The organism is Pedobacter roseus, from assembly GCF_014395225.1.
Lineage (GTDB): Bacteria > Bacteroidota > Bacteroidia > Sphingobacteriales > Sphingobacteriaceae > Pedobacter > Pedobacter roseus.
This window is the reverse complement of record NZ_CP060723.1, coordinates 267917-285798: the sequence shown is the minus strand read 5'-3', so window position 1 is coordinate 285798 and position 17882 is coordinate 267917. Positions and strand designations below refer to the sequence as shown.

Sequence of the window (17882 nt, the reverse complement as noted above, 5' to 3'; positions counted from 1 at the left end):
CCATTCCGCTACGCTTCAGTCGAGATGACGGTAAGAAATTATTATTTCAATTCGGTAATGGCGCAATGGTCCATATCACCATAATCAAGATTTTCGCCTGCCATGCCCCAAATGAAGGTATAATTACTTGTACCAGCACCCGAATGGATTGACCAGTTGGGCGAAATTACTGCCTGATCGTTTTGCATCCAGATATGACGGGTTTCTTGCGGCTGCCCCATAAAATGGCAAACACTTTGTCCTTTTGGAACTTCAAAATAGAAATAAGCTTCCATCCTTCTATCGTGCGTATGCGCTGGCATGGTATTCCAAACACTGCCCGATTTTAACTCCGTCATGCCCATCTGCAGCTGACAGGTTGGCAAAACGCTGTTCACCAATAGTTTGTTGATAATCCTGTGGTTAGCAGTTTCAGGTGTTCCAAGTTCTACAATTTCTGCTTCTGCTTTACTCACCTTTTTGTTAGGGTAAGTGTGGTGTGCAGGTGCAGAATTGATGTATAATTTAGCGGCTTCACCAGGGGTAGCAGATTCAAAAAACACTTCTTTTGTACCTTTGCCGATATATAAAGCTTCCTTATAATCCAATTCGTATTTTTCGCCGTCGGCTGTTACTACTGCTTTTCCACCTACATTAATGATACCCAATTCTCTGCGCTCTAAAAAGTAGGTCGCTTTTAAATCGTCAGGGTTTGGTAATGCGATTTTCTGATCAACAGGCATGGCACCGCCAACAATGTATCTATCAAAATGTGATAAGGTTAAGTTTACCTGGTTTGCCTCAAATACGTTTTCGATCAGGAAATTATCCCGCAAAGCAGCGGTATCCATTTGTTTAACTTCTTTAGGGCTTTGAGTGTAACGGCTTTCGAATTTATTCATTGGTTAAAAATTGAGTTTTGAGATTAGGACCTGAACTCATATCACAGATCTTATCCGCAAATATATTTATACGATATTTATTATTGGTATTAATACTCAACTTTATAGTCCTTTTTTATGGTTTCTCCGCTCCATGCTTTTAAACTGGTCCATGGTGCTGGCGAATCTGTCCAGAATTTATTATCGGCAGGCAATCCTAAGGTTAAAAAACCAAGACTGGCCATGTATAAACTTCCTGTAGAGGTATAGGTATCGGCTACTTCCGGCTGGTGACCGTTGAAGCCAAGCACCAGCCATCCTTTATCATCAAAGTTCTGATTTCCATCGTAAAGATTATGCATTACTTTGCTTAATCCACCTCGTACCTGTGCAGGTTTAACATATTCGGGCAGTTTCTCCATTAAAGCGGTTTGCGCCAGGGCCTGAAATGCCGCCGTGCGGTAGGTAATAGAACGTCCATAAGCCGGGTAAGTACCTTCCGGAGAAATAATCCTTTCCAGGTATTCAGAATAGCGCACCATTCTTTTCAACGCCAGATCATAATCGGCCTGTTGTGCTTTTTTCTTATCAACCAATACTTTCAACAGATCAACCAGCATCGGGTGGATTACGTAAGAATTGTAATAATCCATGCTAAATTTCTCGCCATCACTGTACCAGCTATCACCAACATACCATTCTTTCATTTTATTGATCGAAAACTGAACACGGGCAGGATCGTACTGTTCGCCTATGCTCAATAAAAAGCCTTCGGTTAAACCCGAAAACAATAACCAATTGTTATAGGCGCCGCTGCGCGTACGCAAGGATTTAAATTCTTCGATAAATCTTTTTTTCGTAACCTCATCAAGCGGCTCCCACAGTGCTTTTGGTGCACGAAGAAAAGCATGAGCAACATAAGCCGCATCTACAATAGGCTGGCTTTCTGAACGGTAACTGATATAATCAGGGCTTTCGGGATTTACCGAGTTGGCCAGGGCTTTTAAAAGTTCGCTACGCATGGTTTTTCTGAGTTTACCCTCTGCGGTATCATCATCGGGCAAAGCCAGCCATGGTGCTACACCTGCAATGGTACGGCCCAAAGCTTCTAAATAAGTCACTTTAGCGGCATTTAAACCATAACCAGGAGCCTTTTCTAAGGGCATATTCTTTTTTAAGGTTTCATTGGCTAAATTGTGGATTACAGGATAAGCAATCCTGTTAAGCGTTTTCACCCAAAATGCGCGGTCTTCGGCACCGGTTGTGGGTTTCTTTTGTGCATAAGCCAGCTGCGAGAAAATCAGCAGGGCAGAAAAAAATAGTTTATATTTCATCAATTTTGTTCTAATCTATTTTATAATAATTCGATTTCCATTAATATACAATGATGTGGCGATGACAAGCTGCCAAAAGTCGTCATTGCGAGAAGGCTTTTTCAGCCGACGAAGCAATCTTTATAGCAAGAATCACTAGCATGAAAGATTGCTTCGTCGTTCCTCCTCGCAATGACGAATCTTTTTATTTAAACCCTATCGTTTATCAATTCTACAAATACCACTTTTTATACCTTGCCAAAGCCTCTAAATAATAGTAATCCGCATAAATTAGCGGCACGTCAATTTCGCTGTTTAATGGGTAAGCACCTGTGCTGTGCATCAACAAAAAGCCGCCATTTTCACCCAGTTTTGCATGGTAAGCACTGCTAGAAAGTGAATAGATCATGGTTTCGGCAGCAGATTTAAATTCGGCTTTTTCGCTACCCGAAGTATATTGACCAAGCTCTAACAATGCCGAAGCCATCAGCGCACCCGCAGAAGCATCGCGTTTAGCAAAAGGAATTCCTTGTGCATCAAAATCCCAGAAAGGAATTTTATCGGCAGGTAAATTCGGGTGGTTTAAGATGAAATGCGCAATGCCTTTGGCCTGTTTTAAATAGGTTTGATCTTTGGTAAAACGGTACATCATGGTATAGCCATATAAAGCCCAGCCTTGTCCACGCGACCATGCCGAACAGTTTGCTGCACCTTGCCAGGTGGCTTTTCTGATCACTTCACCTGTCTGCGGATTATAATCTACCACATGGAAAGAACTAAAATCGGGGCGAAAATGATTTTTTAAAGCAGTATTAGCATGGATTACCGAAATTTCCTTAAACTTTTTATCCCCTCCGTTATCACTCACCCAGTTCATCATTTCGAGGTTCATCATATTATCAATAATTACAGGGCACTCCCATAATTTGCTTTTATTCCATGACTGGATAGATTTGACAACAGGGCGATAACGTGTAGCCAAAGATTCTGCCGATCGCTCAATCACCGCTTTGTATTCTGCTTTGCCTGTTAGGCGATAGGCATTCCCAAAACTGCAGTACATCATAAAACCCAGATCGTGGTTTCCGGTATAGGTTTGGTTGGGCTCTATTACTTTTAAGGCCGCTTCGGCCTCTTGTTTTATGCTGGCATCTTTGGTCTGCTCGTAGATGTACCACAAACTGCCTGAATAGAAACCACTGCACCACCACTTGATATCGTAATTTACAGGTTTACCGTTTTCGAATGTTTGCGGGGTTTTACCTACCGGAATATTTTTAGCCAATACCCTATACTGATCGGCAGCAAATTTGAATTCATCGTTGATTAGTTGGGCCATCGGCTTCTTTTCGATCTGGCCAAAAGCACTTAGCCCTGTTAGCACGAGTAATGCGGCAATTAAATTGGTTTTTTTCATCATGATTAGTATCTGTATTATTCTTTAATGTTAAAATTTGCCGTGGCACCTGCTTGTGGACCAGTTGGCAGATTACAGTTGATATTTTGGATTTTAGATAGGCCGGGCAACTTTAACGACAGGTTAATGCTGGTATTTTCCTGTGCAGGATCGGCAATGTAAAGTGTAGGATTTTTACTCTTTAAGTTTTTGATGTAAATGGTACAGGGCTGATCAACCGAGAGCAATATTCCATCGGTTGATAAAGTACCTGCTTTATAAAAAACGGCTTGCAGCATATTTAAACCTTTATGATTTACGGCTTGCAGTTCTTCTGTATTTTTTATGATCTGAATAAGTGAGCGGTTGTATTTTTTTAATCCGGCCGCATCAACACCAGGCACTACAATATATTGATAACTGGCATTTTGAGGATTCTGACCATGATTTAACCAGATTTTAAATACATTATGTTTGAGTTCGGTGTTACTTTGAAAATAATTGATACGATGCCAGCTACCAGTTTGAGGCTTATCACTGATTTCTACGTTTCCTCCTTCAGGAAAAATATAACCAATACTATCATGAACAGCCCATTTTTCACCATTTCCTTTTGAAGAAAAAACCTCTCCACGTAACCAGGCCTGGTTAACCGTTGTGGTAATATTTTCTTTTGCATTGCTTACAATCCCTGCTCCCAAACAAACTACCTCCTTATCAAAAAAGAACCATGCTTTTTTTGCCTGAACACTATCGTAATTTAAATCGTAGCAGGATACACCATATATACCATCGCTCACTCCACCTGCAAATTTTGTAGTGCCGGGGATGCCCCACTCCTTCTGGATGGTAGCACCCTTATCATCAGGATAATCTCTATTAGTGGTGCCGGGGATTTTATCCCATTCCCAAACTGGCATCAGGTTGGCATATTCTGATCCGCTACGCTGGATGTTAGTTGCCCCATCAGGAAGAAATTTACCTAATATGTTTTCATTGTTCCCACGTTCGGTGCGGAGCGTTCTTGTTGATGCCGTTTGTACACTAAAAGTATATCCGGGACGGAGGTGCAGGGTATAACCACTTTTCCAGAACTGGGCATGCGATGGCTCAATTTTATAACTTGGGTCCTGTGCTCCTGAAGTACGTTTAATAGAAGCATCCCAATAAGCGGCATTTTCAGGATCGAAGAGTTTTATTTTGCTCACCATCCCGCCCATACCACTGCTTAACGAATCTTTACGGCTGATGCCGCGGCCACGTACATTAAAATCATAGAACGATCCCCTTACCGTTTTCAGAAAGGTATTTTTAAGATAGTTGACCAAAATAGCCAGCTGATCTTTTGGCAAAGCATATTCTGTTCCACGTAAATAAAATGCAGCATTAACCGAATTGCCTGCAAATACCCTCCCATAACTGGCAATTGCCTGTTGTTTGCCATGCTGGTAGTAACTTCCATCTACCTGAACGCCCTCTTTTCCATCAGCAATAGAAATCGGTTCGTAAAGGTATTTCGCTGCTGAATCTAAAGTAGCTTTGTTTTTAGTCAAACAGCCACGGTACAGAAAATGTAGCGCTTCATCAGAAGTATTGGCACCATCGCCAGCCTTCAATTTGCGGATCATTCTGATGATCAATGCTTTTTCCAGTTCGGCAGGAAGCTGTGTTTTGGCATTCCGCATCAGGATTAAAATCTGCCCGATGGCCTGCGGATAAAAAATATCGTTATACCACCAGTTTTTGTTCTTCGGATTTTTATCCAGCCAGTTCTGTAGTGATTTAACAATAGCAGTATGGATTTCGGTATTATTATAAAGCTTATTGGAACCCCGAATGTAAGCTGTTGCCATATTTTTAATCCGATTTAATGGATCATACTGCGCATCATTATAATTGATATCGGTCCAACTTCCATCAGCATTTAAGGATAACAGATCTTTGTTTAGCTTCTTAACCAGTATACCATCATTTACACCCGATTGAAGATCCTGGGTAATGCGTTCCATAATTACCGCATAAGGCTCTTCCTGCGCAACAGCCAAAATCGTGGTAAAACACAAAAGAAACAGGGGTAACAATACCTTCAATTTTATCATTTTTTCTATCTCCTTTGCTTTACTGGATCACTTTAATATTAAATTCTTTGATGCTGGTTTTACTTTCGTTGGGATTAACATTATAAGAAACAAATGTTGCCCTGTATTTGCCCACGGCTCCATATTTATAAGCATAAGCAGTAGTTGCTGATGCGGTGATGTTTTTTACGGTTGCGGTTGAAACATCTGGAGAAACGCGACCAACATATAAAGCTTTGCTTACAATCCAGCTGGTATTTGTTGGGTTTGAGGCTCCTCCTACAATGGTTAATGCAGTTGTTGTGGGCACCCATCTTGCAGTTGCCGGGTTCCAAACATTGCCATATCGTGTCCAATAGGCATTATCGGTTACCAATGAACCCAAATTATAGCTGTAATCAGCTAATACATTATTCACTGTATAATTGGTAATGGTCCAGGTTCTTTGTGTAGAGCCTGTAACGCCCGAATATTTAAAGGCTATAAACAGTGAATCGTTGATGCCGTTTACCAAATCCGATAGATTAACATTGCCGGTATTTACCGCAGTGGCGCTGGTAGCCAAAGGCGTGCGGGCGGTGATGTTTGTCCAGGCGGCGTTTACCACAGTGGCCGAATCCCTCGAAGGGAGTTTATCGGTTGCCAGAACCTGTAAGGTATTGGTTTGTGTGCCAAACTGTGCCGTACTTGTAAATGATAGCGTTGGAATGCCCAAAGCCATTGCCCTATCGCGGTATTCGTATTTATTGCCAACGGTACCTGCCCAAAAAGCAATATTATCTGCATAACCATCAAGCGAAAACTTACAGGTATCGCCGAGTTTAAATACCAAGGTATCACCAATGGTAGAACGGGCATTATTGAGATTGATGCCCGCGGTTGGGGCATCGGTGGTGAGGTCTTTTTTACAGGCCGTAAAACATAAACCTGCAAGCAAACATATATTGAATAGATATTTCATCTTTATTTCTGTTTTGAGGTGAATTAATATCCGGGATTTTGAACCAGGGCCTTATTTAAGTTTAATTCGTAGGTTGGTTTGGGTAAAAACACATGCCTTTGCGTAATCCCTGTGATGCCCGAGTAACCAATGGCATTTCCGGTAGTTGCAGAAACCCCGTTTGCAACCGCATAATTGGCAAAAGCCTGCATATCACCTACAAAATTACCCCAACGGATGAGGTCGGCTTTACGGTAAGCTTCAAAACACAACTCCCGCATGCGTTCGTCTCTGATCGCCAATTGGAAATCAGCTTTGTTTAATCCAGGCGCAAGCAGGTATTCGTTGCCGTTAGTAATGCTTGCGGTAGCGGTAGCAGTTACACCTGTTGCTGGTGCCGCAATGCTTACAGTTGGCGCGCTGGTAAAATATGGGCCGGCAGCGGTTAAATTTCCACGACTGGTTAATTTTACGCCGGTAACTACGCCAGCAGTAGAAACAATGGCAACGGCTGTTGCACCAGAGCCACCACCACCGCTGATGGTAACCAATGGTGGATTAGCTGCACTATAACCCGAACCACCGTTTACCACGGTAATGTTTTTAACAATATTGCCGTACATGGTACCATAACCTCTTTTCCTTACTTGATTAATGGCATCATAAGCAGCTGCAGTTGGTCCGTTTACCTGGTTTTCGGCTTCAGCTTTCATTAACAATACATCCGAATAGCGGATTACCGGCCAGTTGATGTTGTAAGTACCCAGATTTCTCGAAGCTTCCGGAGCATATTCGCGGCGAAATTTCCCGCACATCATTTGCCAGGGATTTGGTTTATCGGTTTTAATCCTTGTAGCGGTTGTGGTATTTACCGTCCAGATGAAATCGGCACAGTTCCAGTCCCTGCGGGTATCCAAAGATGCTTTATTCACCAGTGTACTACCTGGCTCAACTTCATAACTATCAAATAACTTTTTAGTGGTTTGTACCCAGCCAACAGCAGCATAAGATGCAGGATCAAAAGCTCCGTTTACGGTAAGTATTGCCGACTGGATACCTACGAAATTTCCTATATCATTACCTGTTTTATTGGTTACACCAGCGGCAGCACCGGCAGAGCCCCATTCTAAAATATCTTCTTTAACATCGTACTTATCCTGACATAAATTGATAAAAACTTGTTTGTAATCGGGATTTAAGGCATGAAGCCCAGAATTGATCACTTTATTTGCATATACAATCACATCCGCATATTTAGTGGCATCGTTGGTGGGATAACCTGCCCAATACAGGTACACACGGGCCAGCATAGCCTGTACTGCGGTAATGGTCACCTGATCATTGTAGCCAAGGCTAGCAGCCGTTCTGCCCTGCAATAAGGTTTCGGCTTCTTTTAAATCGGCAACAATCTGCCCATACACTGCCGCTTGAGATGAGGCTGCAATATTGGTTTCGGCAATACCCGGGCTGTGCAGAATAAGTGGCACCTCGCCAAAATTGGTGGTGAGGATAAAGTAATTATATGCCCTTAAAAATAAAGCCTGACCTTTGATATAACCACGTTGTTTTTCATCCATTGTGGGTTTGTTGATGTTATCGATCAGCACATTTGCATTGTTGATGCCCAGATAAGGCCAGCGCCAAACATCGGCAACATAAGCATGACCGGCATCGTACGAATAATACAATCCGCGGGCCTCGCCATTTACCGGTCTGTTCGGTAACATTTCGTCGGTTGCACTCACAAAATTAAAATTCAGCACCTGCCCGTACATCCGTTCGTACATCATGTTGCTGTAAATGCCGTTAAGCGCTACCTGCAACTGGTCGGCCGTTTCGTAATAATTAGATGGGCTATAAAAATCGGTTGGTTCGGTATCTAAGAATTTCTTGCATGATGATAAACCCATCACAAATAAAAAAGCAAGGATATATTTATTTTTCATTGTCTTATCTTTTAATGGTGATTAAAATGTTGCGTTTAAACCAAAGGTTACCGTAAACGATTGCGGATAGGTTCCATAATCAAATCCTGGGGTAAGATTACTTGGCCTTGATGAAGCCTCGGGATCCAGCCCCGAATAACCGGTAATGGTTAGCAGGTTTTGGGCCGATGCATTTAATCGCAGTTTCGACAGGCCGATACTTTTAAGGATTTTGTTCGAGAAGTTATAACCAAGCTGAACGGTTTTTAACCTTAGGTATGATCCATCTTCTACCACACGCGATGAATAATTTGCCGCAGCCACTCCGCCTGCCCTAAAAAGATCGTTGTTCTGATTAGTCGGCGTCCAACGGTTTTCGAAAGAAGCATATTGATTTAGGTTTGGGTTGGTTACAATACCACCTTCAAAAACATAACGGTTGGCATTGATAATATTATTGCCATACGACCATTGAAGGAAAACCCCTAAATCCCAGTTTTTATAGCTAAAATTATTGCTAAACCCACCAGTGTGGATAGGTAAACCACGACCTATAATGGTATAATCGTTATTATTTACAACCAAATCGCCGTTTAAATCTTTGTATTTGATATCGCCTGGCTGAATTGATGCCCTTGTTGAGCCGTTTGTAGTAATGTTTGGTTTTAGCAGAAATGAACCATTGGGCATTTTATCAAAATCAGCATATTGATAAACCCCGTCGAAAATCAATCCATACATTTCGCCCACAGAACGGCCTTTTACGGAGATATATGGAGATAAACTGGTGTAGGTGGTATTAAAAAATGTTCCGGAGCCGGCTAAAAGTGAATTCTGTCCTTCGGTTAACTCCAAAATCTTGTTTTTGTTAAAACTGATGTTGAAATTACTCGTCCAGCGGAAGTTTTTGGTTTGGATATTGGTACTGTTCAACGTGATTTCCAGACCGCGGTTTTCTAAACTTCCGATGTTTTTAAAACCTGTTCCACTCTGTACACCACTTGCATAAGGCAGTTGAGCGTTCAGAAGCAGATCATTTGTAACCCTTTTATAAATATCAGCAGTTAAACCCAAGCGGTTTTTAAAAAAACTCAGGTCTAAACCTATATTGGTCTGTGTATTGGTTTCCCATTGTAAATCGTAGTTGCCTGCAGCTGTAATTACCGAGCCGATGGCTACAGGTTTGCCGTTAAACGAATACCAGTACTGCGTGTTCCCCAGGTTTAACTGTGGCAGATAGGCAAAATCGCCCACCCTGTTATTTCCCGATTCGCCATAACCGATACGTATTTTTCCATCAGATAACCAGCTGGCATCTTTCAGGAAGCTTTCCTGACTGAACCTCCATCCTGCCGATGCAGAAGGAAAATAACCCCAGCGTTTACCGGGTGCAAATTTCGACGATCCATCTGCCCTGAAACTGGCCGTTAAAAGGTATTTTCCTTTGAAATCATAATTCAGCCTGCCCAGGAAAGATTGCAGCGTCCAAACCGAACTCCGCGAATTGACAACTGTGTTTGCTGCCGGCACCAAATCCAATGCATCGATACCCAAGCTTTCGTTGGTAATCTGCGAAGCATATATCGAGCGGTAGGAACTTTTGCTGCGCTGTGCAGAATAGCCCACCAAAACGGTTAAATTATGATCTTTATTAAAAGTATTTTTATAGGTTAGGGTATTATCATTTAACCAATTGAAAGCCGGACTGGTGGCATAAGTTCCGTTTGGACCGGATGAGTTCCACTTACTGCCTGATTGGGTTAAAGAGTTATTAAAAATATTGGTTTCGGTATTGGCATTGGTAATCCCTGCAGCCACCCTTAATTTTAGTTTAGGTGTAAAAGCATATTCGGCATAACCATTGGCTACCATAGTAGTGGCTTTATAAACCGTTTTTTGGTTTTCTAAGCTGATCAGCGGGTTTACGCGGTAATCCTGGTTATTTGCAAGTTCGTTTGTTGGATCATAAAACGAATCGATCAGATTAGTACCCTGATCCCTTCCCGAAAGCGCTGCAGCCGGACGATAGCCCCAAACCGAATATAATAGCACCGAAGAAGCATAAAAATTGGTGGCCGAAATCGGTGTACCAAAAGTTTCGCTGTAGGCATAGTTTACGTTCACGCCAGCCTTTAATTTATCGGTTACATTCTGATCAAGCACAAAACGACCCTGATAACGTTTAAACCCGCTAAACTTTACAATCCCCTTCTGATCGTTATAATTACCCGAGATGGAATAAGTTGTTTTATCATTTCCTCCCCTCAGGGAAATATCGTGGTTCTGGTTCTGTCCGTTCTGGAAAATGTAATCCTGCATATCCAGGCTCTGTACATTTTGATAATCATTTATCCTTACTCCGTTTTTAAGGTAAACAGAATCTGCAAAAACAGAGTTGAGTTCTTTAACATACTTTACAAACTCAAAAGCATTCATCACCGGGATTTTATCGGGCGATTTCTGCGTACCGTAGTAGGCATTATAGCTCAACTGAGGTTTGCCGGCCTTACCTCTTTTGGTGGTGATCAATACCACACCGTTCGATCCGCGTGCACCATAAATGGCCGTAGCCGATGCATCTTTTAATACATCGATGGTTTCGATATCCGATGGGTTGATCGAATTGGCATTGGCATCTTCAGAGGGAAAACCATCAATTACATAAAGTGGCGAGTTATCCTGCGAAATTGATCCTGCACCACGAATGACGATATTGGCAGTTGCTCCCGGCTGTCCGTCGTTGGTAGATACCTGCACACCTGCTACGCGTCCGGCCAGCGCCTGATCGAACGATTTTACCGGGGCCTGTTCCAAATCTTTCATATTTACAGAACCCACCGCACCGGTAAGATCAGCTCTTTTGGTTGTACCATAGCCTACTACCACTACATCGCTCAGGCCGGTTATCGACGATTTTAAAGAAACATTTATGGTTGTTCTGGTGCCAACCGTAACCGATTGCGCGGCATAACCAACATAATTAAATATTAGTTGATCGGTAGCCAGTGCCTGGATTTTAAACCTTCCATCGGCATCAGTTTGTGTGGTGGTTTTAGTTCCTTTTACAGTAACTGATACACCGGGTACCGTTTGTTTACTTTCGTCGGTAACTACCCCGATAATGGTTTTACTCTGTGCAAAAACATTAATATTGCACAGGAGCAGAATGGTGAGTAATAATAAGAGTTTAGCGAAAAGAAAGATATGCTGCTTCATATCCATTCTCCACGGGATGTAGAGTTTACTCATAGTTGTTGGTTTTTTGGTTATTGCTTGTTAGTTGATCGGCTTTGCTTTTTTACAGCGCCATCTAAGAACAAACTTATAGCATAAGTCTTTTTCAGAGGGGGAAATTTCTAAATATTTAGGGTGAATTTTCTAAATATTTGGCAAAAATGCTTTTAAACCATACTTTTAAGCAGCCAAAACAACCATAACCAATTATCCCATGTTGATCAGATTCCTAAAATATTTGCTTTGTGCAAGCCTGTTTTTAGGGTATCTGTTACCAGCAAAATCTCAACAGCCAATACAATTTGATCATTTAGGTGTAGAGAAGGGGTTATCGCAAACTTCTGTACTGGCCATTACACAGGATAAAAATGGTTTTATGTGGTTTGGTACCCGTTATGGCTTAAACCGCTATGATGGTTACAACATAAAGGTTTATCAATCTTCAGCAGCCGATCCGCTTTCCATTTCAAATAATTACGTTGTCAGCCTTTTTTCCGATTCGCACAAAAATTTATGGGTTGGTACCAATACAGGCGTAAATAGATATCATGAAAAAACAGATGATTTTGAACGCATTACGTCCAAACCAAATGGATTAAGCAATAATATGGTCAACTGTATTACAGAAGATAAAAGTGGAAATATATGGATCGGCACATTAAATGGATTAAATCTTTTGGTTAACGGAGATCCCTCCAAAATAAAAGTTTTCTTTAACAACAAACTTAAAGATGGAATATACCATAACGTCAGGACGGTAAAGCAGGACCATAAAGGCAATATCTGGGTAGGAAGCTCAAACGGCTTATTAAAAATGACCCTAAAAAACGGTATTTATCAGACTGAAATATTTAAAAATGAAGGCAGAGCGGGAAATATCAGCGAGAATTATATCACCGGGATTATTGAAGACCAGCAACAGAAATTATGGATCAGCACACAGGATAACGGACTGAACCTTTTTAATCCTTCGAGTAAAACTTTCAAGATTTTTAGCCACTCCGAACAGAAAAACACGTTAGTAAACAACACCATCAGAACGATGGTTTTAGACGATGCCGGCAAGTTATGGATAGGTACCCTGGATGGCATCAGTGTGATGGATACCCAGTATTTTACCTTTACCAACCTGCAATACGATCCCAGCGACAAAAAAAGTTTGAGCCAGAATTCTGTCCACCGCTTGTATAAAGATCAGAATGGTTCTATCTGGGCCGGTACTTATTTTGGTGGGGTAAATATCAATTATCCTTATACCACTGCATTCAATATTTACAGCACCAACAAAAATAATTTTAGTATAAGTAACAATGCGATAAGCACTTTTGCTGAAGATGGCCATCAAAATCTATGGATCGGCACTGAAGGAGGTGGGCTGAACTATTTTAACCGGCTGACCAATAAATTCACTGTTTTTAAAAATGACGGGCGCAGCAATTCCATCAAATCCAACCTGATCAAAAAAATTATACTCGATAAAACGGGTAAACTATGGATCGGTACACATTCGGGCGGACTTAACTTTTACGATAGTAAAAAAGGCAGTTTCGGCAGTTTTGATTTTAGTGCAAAACAAGAAGATGTGCCCGATGAGGTTACCGCAGTGGCCGAAGATCGGGACGGCAGGTTATACGCAGCTACCCAACGCAATGGTATTAAAATTTCAAATCCCGAAAAAACAAAATTTTATAATTTTAATCTGCCGGCCCGTTTCCCTGAAGCCGGAAAGGTTAAAAGCATGTTGGTAACCGATCGCGTTTATTTCGGTACCACCAACGGGCTTTGCATCTACAACATCGATAAAAAAGAGTTTTACACCTTAAAAGATCCCAAAACAAAAAAGGTTTTAGAATATTATGTAAACGGCATTGCCGAAACCCGGAATAAAGAAATTTACATCTGTACGAACAACCAGGGACTGATTCGTTACGACCAGAAAGCAAATAAAATCATTACTTATACGGTAAAAAATGGCCTGCCGAACGATAATGTACTGGGTATTTTAGAAGATGAAAAGGACAACCTCTGGATAAGTACAGCCAATGGTTTATCGATGTTTAATCGGAAAAACAAAACCTTTAAAAATTATACCGTGGCTGATGGTTTGCCAGGTAATGAATTTAACGCCAATGCCTTTTTTAAAAATACCAATGGGGAAATGTTTTTTGGCGGTTATAATGGATTTATCAGCTTTTACCCTGACCGGATCCAAACCAATAACAAAGCGGCGTCATTGGTGATCACCGGTTTAAAAGTAGATAATCAAGCGGTAAAAATTAATGCTGAAGATGGTTTGCTCGATCAAAATATCAGTTTAAAAGATAAACTGGTATTTGCAAGTGATCAGAATACCTTCAGCTTAAGTTTTGCACTACTGAACTTTATCAAACCCGAAAAAAACCACTATGCCTATAAGTTAGAAGGTTTCGAAAAAAGCTGGAATGAAATAAGTATCCCAACTGCTTCTTACACCAATCTGCCGCCTGGTAGTTATACTTTTATGGTTAAGGGCCTTAATAATGACGGCGTTTCGAGTGCCAATATCCGTATGATCAGCATTATCGTTAAACCGCCGTTTTATAGAAGCTGGTGGGCATACTTGATTTATTTTTGTGTTTTGACAGCAATAGCCGTTGTATTCGTCCGCTATCTATTGATCAGGGCGGTATTAAAAAAAGAAAAAGAGATTAATGAGCATAAACTTGAATTCTTCACCAATATTTCTCACGAAATCCGTACCCCTTTAACACTGATTGTTGGTCCGCTGGATAAACTGATCGAAAATTCAAAAGATGATCCCGCGCTGAACAGAGACTTACAGCCTATTAAAAATAATGCCGATCGGTTAATGAACCTTGTTACCGAATTGCTTGATTTTAGAAAAGCCGAAAGTGGCAAAATGACTTTACATGTTAGTCCGGGTGATATTGTAAAATTCTGCAGAGAGATATTTCTGGTCTTTCAGAACATGGCGATTTCCAAACATATTGATTATGTGTTCGAAACTGAGCAACCCGAAATTAAACTTTACTTTGACAAAGTTCAGATGGAAAAGGTATTGTTTAATTTGTTATCCAATGCTTTCAAGTTTACCCCTAATCACGGAAAAATAAGTTTAAAAATCAACGCAGAAAATCAAATAGTGAACATCCAGATCAGCGATAATGGAAAAGGGATTCCTTTAGAAAGCCAGGCCAACCTGTTTACCAATTTTTACCGGGCCAATGCAAACTCAACAATCGGTACAGGTTTAGGATTATCGCTATCGAAAAGTATTGTCGAACTGCACCGTGGTGAAATTGCTTTCAGAAGTACACCACAAAACGCAGGAATATTTGGCAAAACCTGCTTTACGGTCAGCCTTAAAACCGGAAAAGCTCATTTCAATCCCTCAGATTTAATCTCCGATTATGTTTATTACGACGACGCAGTCAATTATAATATTCGCCCTCCAGCAGTAGCCTCCCCCTCAACTGAAGAACCCCTACAGCCCTTACAAACAAAAAACGAGAAAAAAAGCATTTTACTGGTGGAAGATAATGAAGATGTGAGGGCCTTTATTAAAAATGCCTTGATAGATCAATACAGTATCTATGAAAGTGAAAATGGCGCAACCGGTTTAAACTGTGCATTGGAACTTATTCCCGACCTTGTTATCAGTGATGTGATGATGCCGGTAATGGATGGACTCGAATTGTGCCGAAAATTGAAAACAGATGAGAGCACCAGTCATATTCCGGTTGTGTTATTAACCGCCCGATCTGCCTATGTTCACCAGATTAATGGTTTCGAAAATGGTGCAGATGCTTATATCATGAAACCTTTTAACCTAAAAATACTCGAACTGAACATTCAGAACTTGTTAACTGCACGCGAGACCATTAAACAAAAATTCGCGCAGGTAATAACGCTCGAACCGAAAAACCTGGTGATTAACACCACCGAGCAAAACTTTCTGAACAAAATTATCCAAGTAATTGAGGAACGTATTGCTGATCCTGATTTTGATGTACCTACCTTATCGGCAGAAATTGGGATGAGCCAGCCTGTGCTTTATAAAAAGATAAGAGCATTAACGGATCTCTCTGTAAACGATTTCATTAAATCGTTAAGGATAAAACGGGCTGCACAGCTGCTTAAACAGGAAAAGGGTAATATTGCCGAAATTGCTTATGCGGTAGGTTTTAGTGATAGAAAATATTTTAGTTCAGAGTTTAAAAAGCACTTTGGCAAAACACCGAGTGAATTTATACAGGACCAAAATTGCTAATATATCTCAGGTTTCTATCATAAAGAGCATTTTGTGTATAAGCTTATTGTGCCAAAAGATCAACTCAAAATTAATCCGTCACTCTTATACAATTCACTTGTTGATGACTATATCTTTTTCGATAAAAAACATCAAGTGGCTTTATATCATTACAGGAAAAATTAGAAGGATTATTATTTAATGATGGGTTAATCGGTTAATTGTTGAAATTGGTTAATTGTAAACAGCAAAGCGGTTAATCTGCGTGTATGGAACTGGAATTGAAAATTGCCAACTTAAAGCTATTCTATACAAAGAAGCCAGGTTTTAAAAACCTGGCTTCTTTGATTAAGATTAATACCCCGGATTTTGGTACATTTTAACCGGATCCAATTTCACCTCATCAAAAGGAATCGGAAAATACCTGTCTTTGGTGGTTACGTTAGCAAGTTTAGCAATACCATAGGCAGATTGCGGTTTAGCCTTTAAATAGGTAACCAGTTCTGCAGCGGTAAAATTTCTAATCAGATCAAACCATCTTTGGTGTTCGAAAGCAAATTCTACCCTGCGTTCGTGTAAAATAGCGAGTTTTAATGTCGGAAATTTAGCAGTATAAGTGGCATCGGTTTTGGCAACAGCATAAACCGACATGCCTGCTCTTGTTCTTACCATATCCAAATATTGAATGGCTACGGCATCATTGCCCTGCAACATATTAACTTCTGCCAGCATCAAAATTACATCGGCATAGCGCATAAGTATCCAATCGTTGCCTCCATAACCTGCATTGGTTGCCCCTTGACTCGCGTCGCGGAATTTGGTAATAAACCAGTCCTTAACAATCTGATCATTCGCGAATTTAACCGAGAAATCCTTTCTTAAATCGCTTGCTTCATACTCATTGATCAAATCAAGTTTTACATTACCACCAATCCCCGTGGAAGGTTTAAGCGAGTTGATGGTTTCGCCTTTGGCCTGGTTGTTTGCCGCAATGCTCGAGCTAAAACTGATATCGCCCTGCTTGTTAGAAATCTGAAAAATTAATTCTTTGCAAGTAGTTTTCTTGGTAACATCAAATACATCCACATAGGGTATTTCTGTTAAGTTGCCAAATGTTTTCATATTGTAAGCTGCCATCAGATAAGTATTCGCATTGCTTAGGTTTTCGGTTTTATTTGCCGATAATGTAGCCGCCATTGTTAAATAAACCTTACCCAAATACGCATTTATTGCCGCTTTCGAAGTTCTACCCACGTTCGCGCCAGTTTGAAAATTTGGCAACGTACTGTTAAGCCCTTCCTTTAAATCGGTTACAATCTGGTTGTATACATCCGCTTCAGGAACGCGAAAAGTATTTTCTTTTACCTCGTCGGCTGTGCTAAGCTGTTTAGTTACTACGGGTACTGGGCCCCATTTCCTAACCAGTTCGAAATACATAATCGCCCTGATAAACTTGGCCTCTGCCTTATAATTCTCTTTGGTAGCCGCATTAGCAAAAGATACTTTATCAATGTTTGTCAATACAACATTAGTTCTACCAATGGCCTCATAAAGTGCTAACCAATGACTTTTTAAATAAGAGTTGCTTGGCAGGAGCGAAAAATCATTAAACTGAAATGGTTCACCAGCATTGCTCTGGTTATCATTTCTACCCGCATCATCCGAGCGCTCATCGGTAAACAGGCCGCTGTTTTCGCCAAGGGTATTGCTGCTTCTAAGCGATTGGTAAACCCCATTAACAGCCAGCAGTACATCATTTTCTGTTTTGAAATAATTCTCTACAGCAATGGCATTGGGGTTACTTTGATTTAAAAAATCTTTTTTACAGGCACCCAAACTTAAAATGGTGCTTAGGGCCAATACTTTATAAATATGTTTTTTCATTTC

General features: G+C 40.8%; 9 protein-coding genes. 1 reads left to right on the top strand and 8 read right to left on the bottom strand.

Annotated elements, in window-relative coordinates:
* Window positions 1-41 precede the first annotated feature (41 nt).
* The 7 genes from kduI to H9L23_RS01250 all read right to left on the bottom strand — a co-directional run bounded on the left by kduI (window position 42) and on the right by H9L23_RS01250 (window position 11761).
* Window positions 42-881, bottom strand: a complete 840-nt coding sequence (gene kduI / locus H9L23_RS01280) for a 5-dehydro-4-deoxy-D-glucuronate isomerase (protein WP_187593269.1) — start codon at window positions 879-881, stop codon at window positions 42-44.
* Between the two features lie 89 nt (window positions 882-970).
* Window positions 971-2194 carry a DUF2264 domain-containing protein gene (locus tag H9L23_RS01275; RefSeq protein ID WP_187593268.1) on the bottom strand — a complete coding sequence of 408 codons (1224 nt, stop codon included), beginning with the start codon at window positions 2192-2194 and terminating at the stop codon, window positions 971-973.
* Between the two features lie 211 nt (window positions 2195-2405).
* Entirely contained in the window at window positions 2406-3593 is a 1188-nt protein-coding gene (locus H9L23_RS01270) for a glycoside hydrolase family 88 protein (RefSeq protein ID WP_246474805.1), read from the bottom strand.
* Window positions 3594-3607: 14 nt separating this feature from the next.
* Window positions 3608-5668, bottom strand: coding sequence for a polysaccharide lyase family 8 super-sandwich domain-containing protein (locus H9L23_RS01265; protein WP_187593266.1), 2061 nt, complete (start codon window positions 5666-5668; stop codon window positions 3608-3610).
* A gap of 19 nt (window positions 5669-5687) precedes the next feature.
* On the bottom strand, window positions 5688-6608 hold the full coding sequence (locus H9L23_RS01260) for a DUF5017 domain-containing protein (RefSeq protein WP_187593265.1): 921 nt from the start codon (window positions 6606-6608) through the stop codon (window positions 5688-5690).
* A gap of 23 nt (window positions 6609-6631) precedes the next feature.
* Window positions 6632-8533: a RagB/SusD family nutrient uptake outer membrane protein gene (locus tag H9L23_RS01255; protein ID WP_187593263.1), complete on the bottom strand. Its 1902-nt coding sequence runs from the start codon at window positions 8531-8533 to the stop codon at window positions 6632-6634.
* A 21-nt stretch (window positions 8534-8554) separates the two neighbouring features.
* Window positions 8555-11761, bottom strand: coding sequence for a SusC/RagA family TonB-linked outer membrane protein (locus H9L23_RS01250; protein ID WP_246474804.1), 3207 nt, complete (start codon window positions 11759-11761; stop codon window positions 8555-8557).
* Between the two features lie 199 nt (window positions 11762-11960).
* Between H9L23_RS01250 and H9L23_RS01245 the strand changes: the two genes are divergently transcribed.
* Window positions 11961-16016, top strand: a complete 4056-nt coding sequence (locus H9L23_RS01245; protein WP_187593261.1) for a hybrid sensor histidine kinase/response regulator transcription factor — start codon at window positions 11961-11963, stop codon at window positions 16014-16016.
* Window positions 16017-16349: 333 nt separating this feature from the next.
* Here H9L23_RS01245 and H9L23_RS01240 read toward each other — a convergent pair whose 3' ends face one another.
* Window positions 16350-17879, bottom strand: a complete 1530-nt coding sequence (locus H9L23_RS01240) for a RagB/SusD family nutrient uptake outer membrane protein (RefSeq protein WP_187593260.1) — start codon at window positions 17877-17879, stop codon at window positions 16350-16352.
* Window positions 17880-17882: the final 3 nt, after the last annotated feature.